The organism is Lysobacter sp. F60174L2 (genome assembly GCF_052547135.1).
Map to the genome: position 1 here is coordinate 205,063 of NZ_JBQWRA010000003.1, position 17,268 is coordinate 222,330.

The following is a 17,268-nucleotide window of genomic DNA, read 5'->3' on the forward strand; positions in this document are numbered from 1 at the left end:
CGTCCGGGGTCGGGCGCGGTCAATCGACGGCCACCCCGTTGTCGCCGGCCGGGTCGCCATCGGCCCAGTGCAATCGGAGTCCATGCGAGTCCAGCCACTGCGCGAAACGCGCCGAACAGACGACGTCGCCCGCCGCCAGCAGCTCGCCATCGGTGGTCGACAGCAGCGGCAGGCGTACCCGCTGCCACGGCGCAACGCCCGCATCCTGCAAGACCTGCTTCAACGCATGGCCATGCGACCGCCCCGGCAACGTGATCCGCTCGCCACCCTGCCGCGCATGCACCACCAGTCCGCCATCAAGCTCCCGGCCCGCCAATGTCGCAACCGCCTTGCCGCCCGGGCTTCTTGTAGGAGCGACGTAAGTCGCGACATCCAGGAACCGCAAACTGCCACCCCCCGGCAACCCCAACGGCTCCACCCCGTCCCACACCACACGCCAACCCCCCGGCAACGGCTCCCGCACCCGACCCGCATGCAACAGATCCCGCCACGCATGGATCACCGCGCCATGCCATTCAAACTTCGCCACCGCATCCGCACGCACCGGCAACAACGCCGACTCGACCTGCGCCACGCCTTCCGCCGGCAGCGGCGGCAAGCCCAGCGAATCGATCCAGCGGCGCAGCACGCGGGCGCGCCTTGCGGGCGCCAGGCGGGACAACCGCGAACGCGACAGCGTCCACGGATCTCCGGTGACCGCATCCGCCAAGGCCTCGCCATCGCCGGTATCCAGCAACTCCGCGGCCTCGCCGCACAGCGATGCCGATCGCGCCAATGCCGCCGTTGCGTGCGGCCAGCGCCCCGCCAACAGCGGCAGCACCTGCCGGCGCAGGAAGTTGCGATCGAAGGATGCGTCGGCATTGCTCGGGTCTTCGATCCAGCGCAGCCCCTGCCCGGTCGCGTAGCCCTCAAGCGCCGCGCGCGGAACCCCGAGCAACGGCCGCCAAAGATGGCCCGGGCCGAAGCCGCGCCATTCCCGCATCGCGGCGAGCCCGTCCGGCCCGGAGGCTCGCATTGCGCGCAGCAGGAAGGTTTCGGCCTGGTCGTCACGGTGATGCGCGAACACGAGGATTTCACCGACTGCCAGCCCGTCGCGGAACGACGCATGGCGCGCCTGCCGGGCCGATGCTTCCGGGCCGTGCCCGGCATCGCGCTCCACCTCGACGCGGGTCACCGTCAGCGGAACGGCAAGCGCCGCGCATTCCGCCTCGCATTCCGCCACCCATTGGTCGGCATCTGCATGCAACCCGTGGTGCACGTGCCAGGCACGCAGGCGCCGTGCGCGCGCCGACGGTAACGCGGCGAACGCGTGCAGCAATACGGTCGAATCCATCCCGCCACTGAAGCCCACGCACAGCGGCCCCGCGGGAATGCGTTGCAGCGCGTTATCGAGCAGTGCGGGCAGGGCGTGCATGCGCGGCGGCCGGGCTGCGCGCGGAGGCGCGGCTCAGCGCGGTCCCCACCTGCGGCGCGTGTCTGGCCGGGCTTCCGCGCCACCGGCGACGTCCGCGTCGCTGCCGCGGGAGGCACGTTCAAGGCTTCGCGCGGAGGGCTTTAGCAGGCACGCGCAGGCGACCAGCCCGCAGGCCACGGCGAGTCCCGCGGCCATCATCGCGAACATGATGTTGGCGTCCAGCAGCAGGTACGCCGCCACCAGCAGCACCCCGCACGCCAGCGCCCACACCGTCGCCATGAACTTGCCGGCCATCTCAGGCCACCTCGTACGCGCCGTAACCGCGCAGGCGCTCGTAGCGGCGCTGCAGCAACTGCTCCGGCGGCAGTGCCTCGATCGCGTCGAGCTCGTTCATCAGCACGGTCTTGAGCCGGGTCGCCATCTGCTTCGGGTTGCGGTGGGCGCCGCCGGTGGGCTCGCGCACGACCTTGTCGACCAGGCCCAGGCCATGCAGCCGGGTCGCGGTCAGGCCGAGCTGCTCGGCCGCGTCCTTGGCCTTGCCGGCGTCCTTCCACAGGATCGAGGCGCAGCCTTCCGGCGAGATCACCGAGTAGGTGCTGTATTGCAGCATCACCGTGCTGTCGCCGACGCCGATCGCCAGCGCGCCACCGGAGCCGCCTTCGCCGATCACGGTGCAGATGATCGGCACCTTCAGCTCGGCCATTTCCAGCAGGTTGCGCGCGATCGCCTCGGACTGGCCGCGCTCCTCGGCGCCGATGCCGGGATAGGCGCCGGGGGTGTCGATGAAGGTCAGGATCGGCAGCTCGAAGCGCTCGGCCAGCTTCATCAGCCGCAGCGCCTTGCGGTAGCCCTCGGGGCGCGGCATGCCGAAGTTGCGGCGGATCTTGCTCTTGGTGTCGCGGCCCTTCTCGTGGCCGATGATGACCACGCTGCGGCCGTCGATCCGGCCCAGCCCGCCCACGATCGCGGCGTCGTCGCTGTAGGCGCGGTCGCCGGCCAGCTCCTGGAACTCGTCGCACATCACCCGGATGTAGTCGTTGGTGTGCGGCCGCGCCGGATGCCGGGCCAGCTGCGAGACCTGCCACGGGCTGAGGTCGCGGAAGATCTGCGCGGTGCGCCGGCGCAGCTTGTCCTGCAGCGCGTGGACCTCGGTGTCGGCGTCGACCGCCGAGCCGTGGCTGGCATGGCGCAGCTCCTGGATCTTGGCTTCCAGGTCGGCGATGGGTTGTTCGAAATCGAGGTAGTTCGGGTTCATGCGGGTCCGGCTCTCGGGCAGCGTGCTGCCGGTCAGGGGCACAGTCTATCCGACCGGTCCCGGCCGTACCGAGGCGTGTGGCCGCTCCCGGCGATCCCGGCTGCGCGACATGCTCACGCCAACTCCTGTCTACTGGCCGCAACGCCCGTACCCGAGGAACGCTTCGTGTCCCGATTGTTCGACCCCCTGACCCAGCGCGGCATCACCTTCCGCAACCGCCTGGCGGTCTCGCCGATGTGCCAGTACTCCGCGCGAGATGGCCTGCCCGACGACTGGCACCTGGTGCACCTGGGCAGCCGCGCGGTCGGTGGGGCAGCGGCGGTGATCGCCGAGGCCACCGCGGTGTCGCCGGAGGGCCGCATCTCGCCGGGCGACACCGGCCTGTGGAACGAGGCCCAGACGCAGGCCTGGGTGCGGATCAACCGTTTCATCGCCGGACAGGGCGCGGTACCGGCGGTGCAACTGGCCCATGCCGGGCGCAAGGCCAGCACCGATGCGCCGTGGCGTGGCGGCGGCCCGGTCGGTCCGGAAGAGGGCGGCTGGACGCCGGTGGCACCGTCGGCGGTGGCGTTCGATGGCGACTCGCTGGTACCGGCGGCGCTCGACGAAGCCGGCATCGCGCAGGTGGTCGAGGATTTCGCTGCCGCTACCCGCCGTGCGCTGGACGCCGGCTTCGGGATGGTCGAGATCCACGCCGCCCACGGCTACCTGCTGCACGAGTTCCTGTCGCCGATCTCGAACCGCCGCACGGACCGCTACGGCGGCGGTTTCGACAACCGCACCCGCCTGTTGCTGGAAGTCATCGACGCCGTCCGCGCCGACTGGCCCGAGCGCCTGCCGCTGTGGCTGCGGATCTCCGCGACCGACTGGGTCGAGGGCGAGGGCTGGGACATCGAGCAGAGCATCGCCCTGGCCGAGCGGGTCAAGGATCGCGGCATCGACCTGGTCGACGTTTCCAGCGGCGGCACCGTGCCGAACGCGAAGATCCCGCTGCAGCCCGGCTACCAGGTCCCGTTCGCGTGCCGCATCCGCCGCGAGGCCGGCATCGCCACCGGCGCGGTCGGCCTGCTGACCGACCCGGCGCAGGTCGAGCGCATCGTCGCCGACGACGAGGCCGACATGGTGCTGCTGGCCCGCGAACTGCTGCGCGACCCGTATTTCCCGCGCCGCGCGGCGCATGCCTTGGGCGCCGAAATCACCCCGCCGCCGCAGTACGGCCGGGCGTGGTGAGCATCGAGTGCATCCAGCGCATCGATCGCGGCTATGGGAACGTCGAGGAGAGGTTGCCGGGGCCGGGATGAAGATCCGCCGTATCGGGAGATGCTGGTGACATCCGGATATGCGCCTCCGATGTAGGAGCGACGTAAGTCGCGATTTCACCGATGTCCGGATTCGCCGTGCGGTCGCGACTTCGTCGCTCCTACAAAAAGCCAGGCAAGGTCGCGACGGAAAACGGCAAGGTCGCGACGGAAAACGGCGATGCCGGTTCAACCCGCCCCGGCATCCATCGGGCAGGTGCCCGGGTCGGTCGCCAGCGGCCGGACGTAGCGGAGCAGGCTGACCAGCGTCTTGCCCGGCTCCTCCCAGGGAATCATGTGCGAGGCGTGCTCGAACCACACGCCGGCCTTGCACGGCGCATCCACGTTCGCGATCCACTCCGCGGTCGGCGCCGACGGCGTCGTGTAGTCGTGGCGGCCCATGAACATCACCACCGGGATCGGGAACGATTCGACGCCGCTGAAATCCACGTCAAGGAACTGTGGCAACACCCGCCACAGCGTGAACACGTTGCCTTCGCCGATCGCGCGCACGTCGTCGGCGCTGTACTCCGGCGACAGCCACGGCCCGCGGTGGTAATACGGCGACTCGGCGCGGTAGGCGGTCATGCCGCCGTAATGCTGCGGCCACTTGCGGGCGATGATGATGCGCTCGCGGGTGATCGGTTCATCGCCGGGGTAGGGCGCGATCGACTCCATCTCGCGCACCGCCGCCTCGTTGCCTTCCTCGCGTGCCCGCTGCAACCCGTACTCGAAGCTCAGCTTCTCGTTCAGGCGCGTGTTGATGACCTGGCCGATGCCGACGTAGGCATGGAACAGGTCCGGACGCTGCAGCGCGGCGTGGGTAGCCACGATCGTGCCCCAGCTGTGGCCGGCGAGAACCAGCTTGTCCTTGCCGAGACGCGCGCGGACGTGCTCGGCCATCTCTATCGCGTCGTCGACATAGGTCTGGATCTGCAGCGTGTCGCCGACCGCTTCGGGATCATTCGTCCGGAACGTCTTGCCCGCGCCGCGCTGGTCGTACTGGACGACCGTGAAGTACTCCTCGACCGGCCGCTGGAACTGCCACGTGGTCGGCATCGCCGGCGACGCCGGGCCGCCGTGGACGAACAGGATCACCGGGTTGTCGCGGTCATGGCCGCGGATGTTGACCCACTGGTCGATGCCGCCGATACGGGCCTTGTAGGTTTCCTGCACGCCGTCGGGCGTATCGATGCGGGTCAGGTCCCGCACCACCTCGCGCATCTTGCCGCACAGCTCGCCGCAGTCGGGTGCGTAGGGCTGTTCCTGCGCCTGTGCCGGGGATGGGGCCGACAGCCACAGTGTCGCGGTCAGCAGGGTCAACAGTCCGATGGTTCGCATGGCGCCTCCAGTGGCCGGTTCGATTCCGCGGACATCGCGCCGCGGTCGGGAACCACCTTATCGACGCGCGACCGCTCCAGCGTGTGTCGAAAGACCATGCAACCTTTCGTTGTCCGCGCGCATCGCTCAGGAGCGCGCGGCATCGGACGGATGGTTCACGCCGTCCTCGGTCACCACGCCATCGATCTTCAGCGGATTGATTCCTTGCAGGCAGCCGACGTTGTAGCCGTACTGCTGCGGGTTGGAACGGCGCTGGTGGTGCGTGTAGATCCCGCAGTTGCCGCAGAAGTAGTGCCGGGCGACGCGGGTGTTGAACTGGTAGAGCTTCAGCTGGTCGGCGCCCTTGACCACGTGCAGCCCGGCCAGCGGCACCGACGCCACGACCGCGCCCTTGCGCCGGCATATCGAGCAGTCGCAACGCCGCGGGTCGACGATGCCGTCGGGCAGTTCCAGCTCCAGTTCGACCGCGCCGCAATGGCAGCTCGCGCGGTGGCGGGGCTGGACCGGTACGCCATCCACTTGCTTGATCATGCTTTGCTCCGGTCGGAAAGCGGCCATGGTATCGCCGCCACCCGGAGCGGCCCGTCAATCGCGGCCGACGTGGTCCTCGAAGACCCGCGTGCGCCGCACCGGCATCAGCACCTGCGCCCAGATCCCGCGCGGCACCGTCTCCAGCTTCATGACGCCGTACTCCGCCGGCCATTCACCGCGCGGCGGGCGCTTGAACGTCCCCATCAGCATGTCCATCAGCGGCAGGTGGATGGCGTAGTTCACGTCGACGTATTCCTGCTTACGCGCGTGGTGCCAGTGGTGGTAACGCGGAGTGACCAGCACGTACTCCAGCCAGCCGAAGTCGAGCCGCAGGTTGGCGTGGGCCAGCACCGCCTGGATCCCGACCAGGATCACGTAGGCGTTGACCGCCTGCGCCGAGAAGCCCAGCACCACCAGCGGCAGCAGCACCATGCTGCGGGTCAGCAGGATCTCGGCCAGGTGGATGCGCGAGCCGGCCAGCCAGTCCATGTGGCGGCTGGAGTGGTGAACCGCATGGAAGCGCCAGAGCCACGGCACGTTGTGGTACGCCCGGTGCAGCAGCGCCTGCGCCATGTCGGCGACGAACACCGCCAGCAGGAACTGCACCCACACCGGCAGGGACTGGATGCCCGCCTTCAATGCAGGAAATGCCGCCAATGCGGACACGGTCGTGGTCGACGCGGTCACCGCGATCAGGATGAACTGCACCAGCACGTGGCTCATGAAGAAGTACGCCAGGTCGGTGCGCCACTCCGGTCGCAGCGGCGACATCGCCCGCACCGCGAGCGCCTTCTCGATCGGCACGAACACCAGCGCCGAGAAGAACAGCGAGACCACGAACCAGTCGAGCCCGAGCGAGAACGGCGTCGACTCGAACGCCTCGAAATGCACCGTCGCCCCGCCCAGCACCACGGCCACCGCCGCTGACACGACGCCCACCAGCGCCACCCGCTTGTCTCGGTTGCGCAGGATCGCCAGCGTCCCCAGCACGAAGGCCGCCACCAGTCCGACCAGCAGCAGGTGGCGCGCGAACTGTTCGCTGTAGACCGCGCGGAAATCGCGGCTGGTCAGCTGTTCGGGAAAGTGGAAGCACAGCACGCCGAGCACGGCGAGCAGGCCGAGACCGGCGGACAGATGGGCGAGCCATGAGCGGGGCGTGCGTTCCATGCGATCAACCTCCCGCCAGCTTGTCGCGGAACATGAAGTACACCGCGCCGAGCATGCACAGGCCCGCCCACAGGTAGTCGAGCTTGAGCGGCTCCTTCATGTAGAGCACCGCGAACGGCACGAACACGGTCAACGTGATGACCTCCTGCAGGATCTTCAGCTGGCCCAGCGACATGACTTCGTAGCCGATCCGGTTGGCCGGCACCTGCAGCAGGTACTCGAACAGAGCGATGCCCCAGCTGGCCAGCGCCGCCACGATCCACGGCTTGCTTCCCAGCTCCTTGAGGTGCGCGTACCAGGCGAAGGTCATGAACACGTTGCTCAGGGTGAGCAGGCCGATGGTGAGCCAGGTCGCTTGCATGTGGCGGAATCCGGGAGGGATGGAATAGGAAATTGAACGTCGGAGCGCGAACGAGGCCAAGCATCGCGCGACCGGGCATTGTGGGTCGAGGGTTTGCCCATTAACAAAAAATTGACAAATCGCGACGCCCTGCGCATCCTGCGCCGCGCCCAAGTCTGGGCGTTGAACAAGAAAAGGATGAAAACCCCCATGAAGAACACCCTGATTCTGTCCTCCGCGCTCGCGCTCGCTGTTCTGGCGCCGTCCGCGATGGCTGCCAATGGCACCGGCTACATCCGTGCCGAAGTCGGACAGAGCGATGTCGAGATGAGTTTCGCCGGCTTCTCCGACAGCGAGAAGGACACTTCCGCCACGTTCGGCGGCGGCTACTGGTTCAACCAGAACTTCGCGGTGGAGGGGCACATCGGCACCCTGTATACCGAGTACCTCGGCGATGACGTGGACCTCGACCTGGTCTCGTTCGGTGCCGGCGTTGCCGCCAAGAAGAACTTCGGCCCCGGCAACACCGGCTTCTTCGTCGGTGGCCGCGCGGGTATCGCCCGCATCACCGCCCAACTGCGCGAAGACGACTTCGACGTGATCGACGACGAGCACTCCACCAAGCCGTACTTCGGCGTCAGCGTGGGCTACGACTTCAATCGTCGATTCGGCCTGTCGCTGAACCTGGACCGTCGCCAGGCCGACTTCGAAGGCGTGGACGTCGATGTCGACACCATCGCGGTCGGCGGCGAGTTCCGCTTCTAAGCCACCTCGCGTGGTTTTTGACGGCCGCCTCCGGGCGGCCGTTTTTTGTTCGGGTCAGGCCGCCCGGGGTTGGCCGCTCGCCTGGCGCCGCACCCGCCGCGCGAACCAGTCGCCGACGTCGTGCAGCACGGTGTACGCGGCCGGCACCACGATCAGGCTCAGCAGGGTCGAGGTGATCAGGCCGCCGATCACCGCCCACGCCATCGGCGCGCGGAAGCTGGAGTCGCCCGACAGGCCCAGCGCCAGCGGCATCATGCCGGCGCCCATCGCCAGCGTGGTCATGATCACCGGCCGCGCGCGCTTGCGGCAGGCGTCGACCAGCGCGTCGTGCTGCGACAGGCCGTGTTCGTCCTCGGCCATCACCGCGTAGTCGACCAGCAGGATCGAGTTCTTGGTCGCCACGCCGATCAGCATCAGCAGGCCGATCAGCGCCGGCAGCGACAGCATGTTCTGGGTCAGCAGCAGCGCGCCGAATGCGCCGCCGGCCGACAGCGGCACCGCGGTCAGGATGGTCAGCGGCTGCACCGGGTGGTTGAACAGCAACAGCAGCACCATGTAGATGCAGACGATGCCGGCCACCATCGCCAGCGCGAAGCCGGTGAACAGCTCGACGAACACCTCGGCGTCGCCGGTGTTGAGGAAGTCGACCCCGGCAGGCAGGTTGTTGACGCTCGGCAGTTGCTGCACCTGCTGCATCACCTCGCCGAGCGGACGGCCATTGAGCTCGGCGGTGAGGGTGACGTTGCGCTGGCGCTTGTAGCGCGAGATCACCGACGGTCCGCTGCCCGATTCGATCTCGGCCACCGCCGACAACGGCACCGGTCCCTGGTTGCCGCGCACCTGCAACTGGCCGATCAGCGCCGGGTCGCGCAGGTCCTCGCGGGCGAAGCCGACCCGGATCGGGATCTGCCGGTCGGGCAGGTTGAGCTTGGCCATGCGCTGGGTGTAGTCGCCGGCGGTGGCGACGCGTGCGGCTTCGGCGATCGATGCCGTTGCCACGCCGAGGTCGGCCGCGCGTGCCGGTTGCGGCACGATGCGGATCTCCGGGCGCAGCAGCGACGCCGACGACGAGATGCTGCCGAGGCCTTCCAGCCCGCGCAGGTCGCGCTCGACCGCGGCCGCCGCGACATGCAGCGTTTCGGGGTCGTCGCCGGCCAGCACCAGCTGCATCAGGCCGCCGGGTTCGGCGCTGATGAAACTCACCCGCGTGCCCGGCAGGTCGGCGAGGCGCTCGCGCACTTCCTGTTCCAGTTGCTGCTGGCTGCGGTCGCGGTCGTCGGCCGGGCCCCAGTCGACCACCAGCGTCGCCGCGCGCGCGCTGCCGCTGCCGGTCTTGGACGGGTCGCCGAGGTCGAGCGCGGCGCCGACCATGGTGAACACGCTGTGCAGTTCCGGCATCGACGCCAGCTCCGCGCGCGCCTGCTCGGCAACGGCGGTGGTTTCTTCCAGTGGCGTGCCCGGCGGCAGTTCGATGCTGAGGTTGCTGCGGCCCTGGTCGGTGGTCGGGATGAACGTGGTCGGGATGAACGGCACCAGGCACAGCGACAGCACGAACAACCCGAACGCCACCCACAACGTGCGGCCACGATGACGCAGGGCCGCGTCGACCCAGCCGAGGTAGCGCTTCATCAGCCGCGACTCGGCGACGTGGTCCTCGTGCGGCTTGAGCAGGTAGGCCGCCATCATCGGCGTCAGCAGGCGCGCGACCAGCAGCGAGAACAGCACCGCGGTCGCCGCGGTCCAGCCGAACTCGCGGAAGAACTTGCCGGCGATGCCGGGCATGAACGCGACCGGCACGAACACCGCCGCCAAGGTCATCGAGGTCGCGATCACCGCGGTGCCGATCTCGTCGGCGGCCTCGCGCGCTGCCTCGCGCGGACTCTTGCCCATGCCGAGGTGGCGCACGATGTTCTCGATCTCGACGATCGCGTCGTCCACCAGGATGCCGACCACCACCGACAGCGCCAGCAGCGTGATCATGTTGAGCGAGAAGCCGAGGAAGTAGATCACCGCGAAGGTCGGGATGATCGACAGCGGCAGCGCCACCGCGCTGACCCAGGTCGCGCGCCAGTCGCGCAGGAACAGCCACACCACCAGCAACGCCAGCAGCGCGCCTTCCCACAGCATCGTCATCGACGACTCGTAGGAGCGTTCGGTCTCGTCGATCATGTTGCTGACCAGCTCGAACTCCACGCCGGGGTTGGCCTCGACCAGTTCGGCCAGGGTCGCCTTGACCTCCGCCGCCACGTCCAGCTCGTCGGCGCCGCGGCTGCGCGATACCGAGAACGCGACCACCGGCTCGCCGTCCAGCAACGCCGCCTGGCTCGGGTCGGCGGCGGCATCGGTGACCGTCGCGATCGACGACAGCCGCACCGCGCGGCCGTCGGCCAGGCTGATGGTGTAGTTGCGCAGGTCGCGCACGTCCTCGACCGTGCCGATGGTGCGGATGGTCTGCTGCTCGCCGCCGATCTCGGCGCGGCCGCCGGGGCGCTCCACTTGGATCAGTGCAAGCTGCTGCGACACCTCGGCCGCGGTCACTCCAAACGCCAGCAACTGCTGCGGGTCCAGGTCGATCCGGATCTGCCGCTCGATGCCGCCGATGCGCGACACCTGGGCGACGCCGTCCACGCCATACAGCGCCCGCGCGACCTCGCGGTCGACGAACCACGACAACTGGTCCGGTGCCATCGCCGGCGCCGACACCGCATAGGTCAGCAGCGCGCCGCCGATCTCGACCTTGCTGACCAGCGGCTCCTCGATGTCCTGCGGCAGGTCGGTGCGCACCCGGGTGACGGCATCCTTGGTTTCGTCGAGCGCTTCGGCGATGTCGACCTCGAGCTCGAACTCGATCATCGTGGTGCTGACGCCCTCGGTGACCGTCGACATCACCCGCTTGATGTCGGGGATGGTCGCGACCGAGTCCTCGATCCGGCGCGTGACCTCGGTCTCCAGCTGCGACGGCGACGCGCCGGGCTGCATCACCGTCACCGTGGTCATCGGGAAGGCGATGTCGGGGAAGCGCGCCACCGGCAACTGCATGAAGCCCCAGATGCCGGCCACGCACAGCACGAAGAACACCATCACCGCCGGCAGCGGCCGGCCGATCGCCCAGGCGGAGAGGGTGCCGCCGCCGCTCATCGGGCGGTGGCCGCGTCGGATCCGGACGTCGCGCCGGGCGCCGTGCCGGAGCCCGGCACCGGCGCCGGGTCGACCACCCGCACCGCGTCGCCATCGGCGAGGAATCCGGCGCCACGCGTCACCACCTGCGCGCCTTCATCCAGCCCGCTGCGTACCTCGACATAGCCGTGGTCGGTCGCGCCGCGCTCGATCCGTGCCATCCGCGCGACGCCATCCTCGACCACGAACACCGACGGGAATCCATCGCGCAGCACCACCGCGGCTACGGGCACCACCGGCACCGTCGCCAGGCCGGTGTTGACCCGGCCTTCGAGGTAGGTGCCCGGCTGCAGGTCGGCCGGCTCGGGCAGGTCGGCGAACACCGTGCCGGTGCGGCTGGCCGCATCGACGCCCGGCGACACCGCGCGGACGGTGCCGACCACCACGGTGCCGTCGCGGTCGCGCAGCTCGACGCGGTCGCCCGGATCCACCTTGCCCAGGTCGCCGGCCGGCAGTTCGGCGCGCCATTCCAGCTTGCCGTCCCTGATCAGGCGCAGCAGCTCGCTGCCGGCGGCGACCACCTGTCCGGGCTGCACCAGCCGCGCCGAGATGATTCCGTCGGCCGGTGCGCGCAGGGTCGCGAAGTCGCGCCGCAACTGCGCGGCGTCACGTGCCGCCCGCGCGGTGCCGACCCGGGCCTCGGCCTGCGTGCGCGCTGCACGCAGTTCGTCCAGCGATGCGGCGCTGATGTACTGGCCGCCGGCCAACTGCTCGCCGCGCGCCAGGTTCGATCGCGCCAGCGCCGCGCCGGCCTCGGCCTCGCGCAACGCCGCCTGCGCCTGGGCGAGGTCGGAGTCGAGCGTGCGCGCGTCCAGCGTCAGCAGCACGTCGCCCTTGTCGACCGCTTCGCCCTCGTCGACGTTGACCGCGGTCACCCGCTGCCCGCTCAGTTCGACCCCGAGCTGCATCTCCTCGACCGGCGTGATCGGCCCCGACGCGGTGACGCCGCTGGCCAGCTCGCGCCGCACCACCGGCGCGGTGGTGACCGCCATCCCGGCCTTGGCATCGGACGTGGCGTCCCCATCGGCGTCATCGCCCCCGCACGCGCCCAGCGCGAGACAGAGGCAGGCAAGCGGCAGCCAGGTGCGGAGGAGTGCGGGCATAGGGGTTTCCGGCGGCAAGGACGCGCCAGTGTACTGGCAAGTACATAAATTCCGCTTTCACCGCGGGGGCGCGTGCTTGCAACGGGGACGCGCTCAGCCCGGCTTGCGCTTGCGGGCTTTTGGCTTCTTCGGCTTGGGCGCGGGCAATGCCGCCTCGGTCGCTACCAGCAGGGCGCGCAACGCGTCGCCGTCGTCGAGCAGCTCGTCCGCGACCGGGTAGTCCTTGGCGCCGGGGTAGGGCGGACGCTTCGGTAGCGGGTCGGTCAGCGCGGCTGTCGCCGGGGCGGCCTTGATGAAAAGGCTGTTGTCGCAGGCGAAGGCGATGACCTTGCCGTGCAGGTACAGCCCGTACTCGCCGAACATGCGCTTGTACGTGAGCGCCTCGCCGAGGTCCGCCTGCTCGGCGATGTAGTCGATGAAGTCGCGGGTGGTGGCCATGGGCGGATTGCTTCGGGTGGCGTGGGTGCCGTCCGCAGCCTAGTCCGCCGCTTCCGGCGCGGCCAGGCTGTTGCTGTACATCCCCGAGCGGTCGAAGCAGCAGGCGCGGCGCTGGCCGCTGGCGAGCTTGTCGCAGGCGACGTCGATGCGGCGGACGCGGGTTTCGGGCTTCTTGGGTGAGGTGATCCAGTGGATCCAGTCGCGGCGGGCGACGGCGGTGATGTCCTTCCACACCGCACGCGCCTGCGGAGCGTCGGCCAATGCCTTGCGCAGGTCGGCCGGGACTTTCGGTTCGGGTTCCACTTCCACCGGAGCGACCTCCAGTGCGACCTCGTCGCCGGCCTCGGCGCCCGCGGCCTCGCGCAATTTCCTGTCGACCTTGAGCCAATGGCTGCCCTTGCCATCGGGTTCGAGCGTGGCCGTGAACGGCGCGCCCTCCAGCGTGCCATCGACGGTGGTCATGCTGCGCGTGGGGAGCTTGGCGCTGGCGTCCTTGGGCAACACGAGGAACGTCCAGCTGGCCTGGGCAGGCTTGGCCGGACGCAACAGCCGGGCCTTGAAACGGATGTTGGCGGACTTGCTTGCGGTGGCCATCGTCTGATCCTCGCAGTGCAGTAGGTCGGGCGCGTTCGGAACTCTGCCACGCAGTGCGTGCGGGAGTCACGCCGCCCACGCGCAGGCGGGCGGCGTCGACTCGTCCTTCGTCAGAACGGCAGCCAGTTGCCGGCGTTGGTCTGGTCGATGTATTGGCCGCCATTGTCCTGCGCCAACCGGCGCAGGAACGCGGTGTCCTTGTCATCGCCGAAACCGATGGTGTGGATCACCACGCGCCGGGTACTGTTGAGCGCAGCGACCCTGGCAAGGATGTCCGCGTTGTTCGAGTCTGTCGGCTGGCCATCGGTCAACAGGAAGATGACGGTGGCATCGGGGTACTGGAACCCGCGCTGGAGCGCCGTCAGCATGGGCGTGCCACCCTCGGCCGATACCTGGTTGATGCGGACGATATCGACGTTCTTGCTCGAAGCCGTTGCGGGCGTCATCTGCCCGTGCCAGGTGTCGACCTGGCCACCGAAAGTCACGACCGCATAACGGCTGGGTGTTTCCAGCCCCCGCACAGCCGGAATGAGCGCGCGCTTGGCTGCGCCCATCTTGGTGCCTTCGCTACGGATCTGGCCGCCGATCAGGTTGCCGAGGAAACCGCCCACCTTGTCCTGGGCCACGTCCGCCGACCTGTTCAGCACCTGGCTCTGCACCGCCACGCCGGCGATGCCTTCGTCTTTGCCTTCCATGCTGCCGGAACGGTCGAGCACGAAGACCACGTTCTGGTCGACGGTCTTGACGCCGTAGTAGCTGTCCGATTTCTGGACCGCGTAGCAGCCCGACAGAAGCACGATGACACTGGCCGAGATCAGTACACGAAAAGCAGGTTTCATCTAAGGTCACTCCTCTGTACGCAACACGAAAGAATTGGCTCTTCGCGGGACTTCCGGGCACGCGGCCGACGCCATCACATTGGCGATCGCCTGCATGAACGCGCTCCCCGCGCGAGACCTGCATGATACGACTCGATCGCGCCACGCAGCGCCCGGTCTAGTCGAGTGCGATCCCCGGCCGCCAACCGCTGCGTTGCAGGAACGCCCCCGGGTCGGTCATCCCGAAAATGTCGCGGAGCGCCTGGTGCTTGTCCTCAGCCTGCTGGTAGTACGCCTTGGTGATGCGGTAGCCGACCCAGTAGCCGAGGTCCCCCGGCTTGTCCGGCGTGCTGTTGTAGACCCAGTCCGAGAGCTCGGTGCTGTCCGCGTCGGCGAGGAACGCCGTCTCGATCTCCTTTTCGCGCCCGGCGACCAGGTCTTCCATGTAGGCGTAGGCCACGGCGCCCGTGGTCAGCTCGGTGACGAACTCGGCCAGGCCTTCCTCCAGCGAGATCGCCAGCACGGTCACGTTTTCCTGGTCGGAGAAATCGACCGTCCGCTGGACATGCGCGAACTCGTGTGCGGCGACACCCACGAAGCGGTCCTCGATGTCGGGGTTGATGAAGTCGGTCGCGCACAGCGCCTCCAGGCCGACCTGCACGCCGCTCGCGTAGCCGCCGACGGCGACCGGCTTGCCGCGGCCGATCGCGACCGTGATGGGCGGAAAGCGCGCCTCGGGATAGAGCTCGCCGAGCTTGCCCATCGCCGCCGCCAACCTGTCATGCACCCGCGGCAGGACCTCGACGCACTCGCGCGCCTCCGAGTAGATCTCCGGCCGCCTGGCGATCGCCGCGGCGATCGACTCGCCATCGACCCGGCGCAGCCGTGCGAGCGTGTGCAGGCCATCCGAACCCGGGTCCAGGTAGTCGTTCTGCAGCACCTCGGCGGTCGGCCTGCCGTCCGCCGCGTCGTAGATCTCGTAGAAGCGCGCGACGTCGCCGGTCTCGATGACGGGTTGTGCGTCATTCGCGGCCGCATCGCCCGCCGCCGTGCCGGCCACGAGGGCGAGGGCGGCCATCGCAATCCTGATCATGCTGTTCTCCATGTTTTCCGTGGTGGCGACAATGCCACGCGCACGGCCGGATCGAGCGTCCCCGCCGGCACCGTGCGGATCGGCATATGTCGCGATCCGCTCGGCCCGGCGATGATGCGCCAACTGTCCGAAGGAGAAGCAAGCAATGACTGCATCACCCCACCGCACCGCACTGGCCGTACTCGCCGCCACCCTCGCCATTGTCCCGGCGATCAACCTGGCCGGCGCCGCCGAACTCAAGCCATACACCGCCGAGCAACTGCAGAAGATCGTCGCCGACGAAGCGCCGGTGACCACGGTCGAGTCGGTCGACCACGAGCGCATCACCGCGCGCCGCATCGACCTGGTCGACGAAGCTGGCGTGATCCGCATGACCTTGGCCGCGCCCACGCCCTCGCCGATCATCGATGGGCTGTCCTACCAGCGCGCCTTCCCGGTTGCCGGCATGGTGGTGTACGACCGCGAGGGCAGCGAGCGCGGCGGCTTCGGCGTGGCCGACCTCGCCAACGGTGGCACCGCGGCCGTGCTCGCGCTGGACCACGCCAACGTCGACGCCGTCGGCTGGCGGGTGATGCCCGACGGCGCGGTGGAGTTCGGCCTCAACGCCAAGCCGCCGCAGCCGCGCGAACCCACGCTCGACAATCGCGTGGTACCGCATCCCGCCGTGCGCCGCATCGCGATGAACCTCGCCGCCGACGGCACGCCGTCACTGGACCTCACCGACACCGAAGGCCGGCCGCGCCTGCGTCTGACCGTGACCGATGAGGGCTTCGGGGCGATCGAGTTCCTTGATGCCGAGGGCAAGGTGGTGCAGACGCTGGCCCCGGAAGCCGCGGGCGGCTGAGTTCCGCCCTGCCGATGGCCGCGCGCTACGACGAGGCGTGGCCTTCGCGCCCGTAGGCCCGCTCGACCTTCGCCACCCGCACCGAGTATTGCGAGTACCAGTCGCTGCGGCCCTGCGCCTGTGCAAGCCGGTGCTCCGCATTGCGCTTCCACGCCGCGATGGCTTCCAGGCTCTCCCAGTAGGAAACGGTGATCCCGGCCCCGTCCGCCCCGCGTGCGCTCTCGATGCCGAGATAGCCCGGCTGCTGCGCCGCCAGCTCGTCCATGCGCTGGGCCATCGCGTCGTAGCCGTTGTCGCCCCCGGTGCGCTGCGCGGTAAAGATGACGGCGTAGTAGGGCGGTCGTGGAGTGTTGGCTGGCATGTCGTGTATCGCCGGAATTAAGACGGGCCGCGAAGCGGCTTCGGCTTGAATGAATTGTCAGGGCTAGCCACGCACCCGGTCACAAGCTTGGATCATCTATCTCGATGACTGCGTACTTCTCACGTGCGCCACGCGCAATCCTGCAACGGACAGCGACGTCATCGCCATGAACCCGGAGCTTGCCTTCCACGTACAGGACGTTGCCTTTGTCATGGTAGCGGGCCGTCCACTGATACGGAACGATGTTCCTGGCGATATAGCGAGCTTCTGCCTCAGATCGACACCAGGGGACGAGTGCGGAGGCTTGGTGAATGGTCAAGTCGTGGTAGTGGTCGCCAGGGCTGCCCGAAGCACCCGCAATTGTGGGTAGCGCGGCGATGGTCAGAACTGCCAATACACGTTGCATGAAACCTCCTCTGGCGCCCGACGCCTGAGTCAAGCCGAGCCACGAAGCGGCTTCGGCTTGAATGACCTGTCAGGCCTCATCGCCCGTCGTTGCCCGATCGCCACCGTTCTGTTTGTTGGAGCGCGAACGGGCCGTGGATGTCGCCAGAAACACGATCCCCGAGCCGATGAATGCTGGCCCAGGCGCCCAGAGCGCGACCAACCGGGTGGTTAGGCCAACAACTAAAAATGTAAGCCCGCAAGCCATGAAAACGATACCCAGGGTGAGCATAGTTTTTGTTGACTTCATTTGTGAACCCCCTTGGTGAGGCCTAACGGCTGAGT

18 protein-coding genes are annotated in these 17,268 nt (G+C 68.7%); 3 read left to right on the forward strand and 15 right to left on the reverse strand.

Features of this window, described 5'->3' with window-relative positions; genetic code table 11:
- Positions 1-19 precede the first annotated feature (19 nt).
- Genes tilS through ACT9AS_RS09945 form a run of 3 tightly spaced genes read right to left on the reverse strand, consistent with a single transcriptional unit; the run spans position 20 to position 2,669 of the window.
- Entirely contained in the window at positions 20-1,414 is a 1,395-nt protein-coding gene (tilS, locus tag ACT9AS_RS09935; protein WP_445099976.1) for a tRNA lysidine(34) synthetase TilS, read from the reverse strand.
- A 33-nt stretch (positions 1,415-1,447) separates the two neighbouring features.
- Positions 1,448-1,708 (reverse strand): hypothetical protein, encoded by a 261-nt coding sequence (locus tag ACT9AS_RS09940; protein WP_445099977.1) that lies wholly within the window; start codon positions 1,706-1,708, stop codon positions 1,448-1,450.
- Between the two features lies 1 nt (position 1,709).
- Entirely contained in the window at positions 1,710-2,669 is a 960-nt protein-coding gene (locus tag ACT9AS_RS09945) for an acetyl-CoA carboxylase carboxyltransferase subunit alpha (RefSeq protein ID WP_445100354.1), read from the reverse strand.
- Between the two features lie 165 nt (positions 2,670-2,834).
- Here ACT9AS_RS09945 and ACT9AS_RS09950 point away from each other — a divergent pair, with 165 nt between their 5' ends.
- On the forward strand, positions 2,835-3,899 hold the full coding sequence (locus ACT9AS_RS09950; RefSeq protein WP_445099978.1) for an oxidoreductase: 1,065 nt from the start codon (positions 2,835-2,837) through the stop codon (positions 3,897-3,899).
- A gap of 257 nt (positions 3,900-4,156) precedes the next feature.
- Here ACT9AS_RS09950 and ACT9AS_RS09955 read toward each other — a convergent pair whose 3' ends face one another.
- From ACT9AS_RS09955 to ACT9AS_RS09970, 4 genes are all read right to left on the reverse strand, one after another.
- Complete coding sequence (locus ACT9AS_RS09955) at positions 4,157-5,308, reverse strand: alpha/beta fold hydrolase (protein WP_445099979.1); 1,152 nt, start codon at positions 5,306-5,308, stop codon at positions 4,157-4,159.
- A 126-nt stretch (positions 5,309-5,434) separates the two neighbouring features.
- Positions 5,435-5,839, reverse strand: coding sequence for a GFA family protein (locus ACT9AS_RS09960; protein WP_445099980.1), 405 nt, complete (start codon positions 5,837-5,839; stop codon positions 5,435-5,437).
- Between the two features lie 54 nt (positions 5,840-5,893).
- The gene (locus ACT9AS_RS09965) at positions 5,894-7,006 is read right to left on the reverse strand and encodes a sterol desaturase family protein (protein ID WP_445099981.1); all 1,113 of its coding nucleotides are present in this window, start codon (positions 7,004-7,006) and stop codon (positions 5,894-5,896) included.
- Positions 7,007-7,010: 4 nt separating this feature from the next.
- Positions 7,011-7,367: a DMT family protein gene (locus ACT9AS_RS09970; protein WP_445099982.1), complete on the reverse strand. Its 357-nt coding sequence runs from the start codon at positions 7,365-7,367 to the stop codon at positions 7,011-7,013.
- Positions 7,368-7,556: 189 nt separating this feature from the next.
- Here ACT9AS_RS09970 and ACT9AS_RS09975 point away from each other — a divergent pair, with 189 nt between their 5' ends.
- Positions 7,557-8,111 carry an outer membrane beta-barrel protein gene (locus ACT9AS_RS09975; protein ID WP_445099983.1) on the forward strand — a complete coding sequence of 185 codons (555 nt, stop codon included), beginning with the start codon at positions 7,557-7,559 and terminating at the stop codon, positions 8,109-8,111.
- A gap of 54 nt (positions 8,112-8,165) precedes the next feature.
- Here the strand turns inward: ACT9AS_RS09975 and ACT9AS_RS09980 are convergent, their stop codons facing one another.
- The 6 genes from ACT9AS_RS09980 to ACT9AS_RS10005 form a co-directional block, all read right to left on the reverse strand.
- Positions 8,166-11,249 (reverse strand): efflux RND transporter permease subunit, encoded by a 3,084-nt coding sequence (locus tag ACT9AS_RS09980; protein WP_445099984.1) that lies wholly within the window; start codon positions 11,247-11,249, stop codon positions 8,166-8,168.
- Positions 11,246-12,391, reverse strand: coding sequence for an efflux RND transporter periplasmic adaptor subunit (locus tag ACT9AS_RS09985; RefSeq protein WP_445099985.1), 1,146 nt, complete (start codon positions 12,389-12,391; stop codon positions 11,246-11,248). The genes ACT9AS_RS09980 and ACT9AS_RS09985 overlap by 4 nt, the downstream gene beginning before the upstream one ends.
- 93 nt (positions 12,392-12,484) lie before the next feature.
- Positions 12,485-12,829 (reverse strand): TfoX/Sxy family protein, encoded by a 345-nt coding sequence (locus ACT9AS_RS09990; RefSeq protein WP_445099986.1) that lies wholly within the window; start codon positions 12,827-12,829, stop codon positions 12,485-12,487.
- 39 nt (positions 12,830-12,868) lie between these two features.
- Positions 12,869-13,423, reverse strand: coding sequence for a YdeI/OmpD-associated family protein (locus ACT9AS_RS09995; RefSeq protein ID WP_445099987.1), 555 nt, complete (start codon positions 13,421-13,423; stop codon positions 12,869-12,871).
- A gap of 110 nt (positions 13,424-13,533) precedes the next feature.
- Positions 13,534-14,262, reverse strand: coding sequence for a VWA domain-containing protein (locus tag ACT9AS_RS10000; protein ID WP_445099988.1), 729 nt, complete (start codon positions 14,260-14,262; stop codon positions 13,534-13,536).
- A gap of 157 nt (positions 14,263-14,419) precedes the next feature.
- On the reverse strand, positions 14,420-15,334 hold the full coding sequence (locus ACT9AS_RS10005) for a DUF2268 domain-containing putative Zn-dependent protease (protein WP_445099989.1): 915 nt from the start codon (positions 15,332-15,334) through the stop codon (positions 14,420-14,422).
- A gap of 145 nt (positions 15,335-15,479) precedes the next feature.
- Between ACT9AS_RS10005 and ACT9AS_RS10010 the strand changes: the two genes are divergently transcribed.
- Positions 15,480-16,178, forward strand: a complete 699-nt coding sequence (locus ACT9AS_RS10010; RefSeq protein WP_445099990.1) for a hypothetical protein — start codon at positions 15,480-15,482, stop codon at positions 16,176-16,178.
- A gap of 25 nt (positions 16,179-16,203) precedes the next feature.
- Here the strand turns inward: ACT9AS_RS10010 and ACT9AS_RS10015 are convergent, their stop codons facing one another.
- Complete coding sequence (locus ACT9AS_RS10015) at positions 16,204-16,539, reverse strand: monooxygenase family protein (protein WP_445099991.1); 336 nt, start codon at positions 16,537-16,539, stop codon at positions 16,204-16,206.
- Positions 16,540-16,618: 79 nt separating this feature from the next.
- Positions 16,619-16,945 (reverse strand): hypothetical protein, encoded by a 327-nt coding sequence (locus ACT9AS_RS10020; RefSeq protein WP_445099992.1) that lies wholly within the window; start codon positions 16,943-16,945, stop codon positions 16,619-16,621.
- Positions 16,946-17,268 lie beyond the last annotated feature (323 nt).

What these genes read in the sequence shown, in the direction of transcription:
- tilS (WP_445099976.1), bottom strand. Translation starts at nt 1,414, where the DNA reads ATGCACGCCCTGCCCGCACTGCTCGATAACGCGCTGCAACGCATTCCC.
- ACT9AS_RS09940 (WP_445099977.1), bottom strand. Translation starts at nt 1,708, where the DNA reads ATGGCCGGCAAGTTCATGGCGACGGTGTGGGCGCTGGCGTGCGGGGTG.
- ACT9AS_RS09945 (WP_445100354.1), bottom strand. Translation starts at nt 2,669, where the DNA reads ATGAACCCGAACTACCTCGATTTCGAACAACCCATCGCCGACCTGGAA.
- ACT9AS_RS09955 (WP_445099979.1), bottom strand. Translation starts at nt 5,308, where the DNA reads ATGCGAACCATCGGACTGTTGACCCTGCTGACCGCGACACTGTGGCTG.
- ACT9AS_RS09960 (WP_445099980.1), bottom strand. Translation starts at nt 5,839, where the DNA reads ATGATCAAGCAAGTGGATGGCGTACCGGTCCAGCCCCGCCACCGCGCG.
- ACT9AS_RS09965 (WP_445099981.1), bottom strand. Translation starts at nt 7,006, where the DNA reads ATGGAACGCACGCCCCGCTCATGGCTCGCCCATCTGTCCGCCGGTCTC.
- ACT9AS_RS09970 (WP_445099982.1), bottom strand. Translation starts at nt 7,367, where the DNA reads ATGCAAGCGACCTGGCTCACCATCGGCCTGCTCACCCTGAGCAACGTG.
- ACT9AS_RS09975 (WP_445099983.1), top strand. Translation starts at nt 7,557, where the DNA reads ATGAAGAACACCCTGATTCTGTCCTCCGCGCTCGCGCTCGCTGTTCTG.
- ACT9AS_RS09980 (WP_445099984.1), bottom strand. Translation starts at nt 11,249, where the DNA reads ATGAGCGGCGGCGGCACCCTCTCCGCCTGGGCGATCGGCCGGCCGCTG.
- ACT9AS_RS09985 (WP_445099985.1), bottom strand. Translation starts at nt 12,391, where the DNA reads ATGCCCGCACTCCTCCGCACCTGGCTGCCGCTTGCCTGCCTCTGTCTC.
- ACT9AS_RS09990 (WP_445099986.1), bottom strand. Translation starts at nt 12,829, where the DNA reads ATGGCCACCACCCGCGACTTCATCGACTACATCGCCGAGCAGGCGGAC.
- ACT9AS_RS09995 (WP_445099987.1), bottom strand. Translation starts at nt 13,423, where the DNA reads ATGGCCACCGCAAGCAAGTCCGCCAACATCCGTTTCAAGGCCCGGCTG.
- ACT9AS_RS10000 (WP_445099988.1), bottom strand. Translation starts at nt 14,262, where the DNA reads ATGAAACCTGCTTTTCGTGTACTGATCTCGGCCAGTGTCATCGTGCTT.
- ACT9AS_RS10005 (WP_445099989.1), bottom strand. Translation starts at nt 15,334, where the DNA reads ATGATCAGGATTGCGATGGCCGCCCTCGCCCTCGTGGCCGGCACGGCG.
- ACT9AS_RS10010 (WP_445099990.1), top strand. Translation starts at nt 15,480, where the DNA reads ATGACTGCATCACCCCACCGCACCGCACTGGCCGTACTCGCCGCCACC.
- ACT9AS_RS10015 (WP_445099991.1), bottom strand. Translation starts at nt 16,539, where the DNA reads ATGCCAGCCAACACTCCACGACCGCCCTACTACGCCGTCATCTTTACC.
- ACT9AS_RS10020 (WP_445099992.1), bottom strand. Translation starts at nt 16,945, where the DNA reads ATGCAACGTGTATTGGCAGTTCTGACCATCGCCGCGCTACCCACAATT.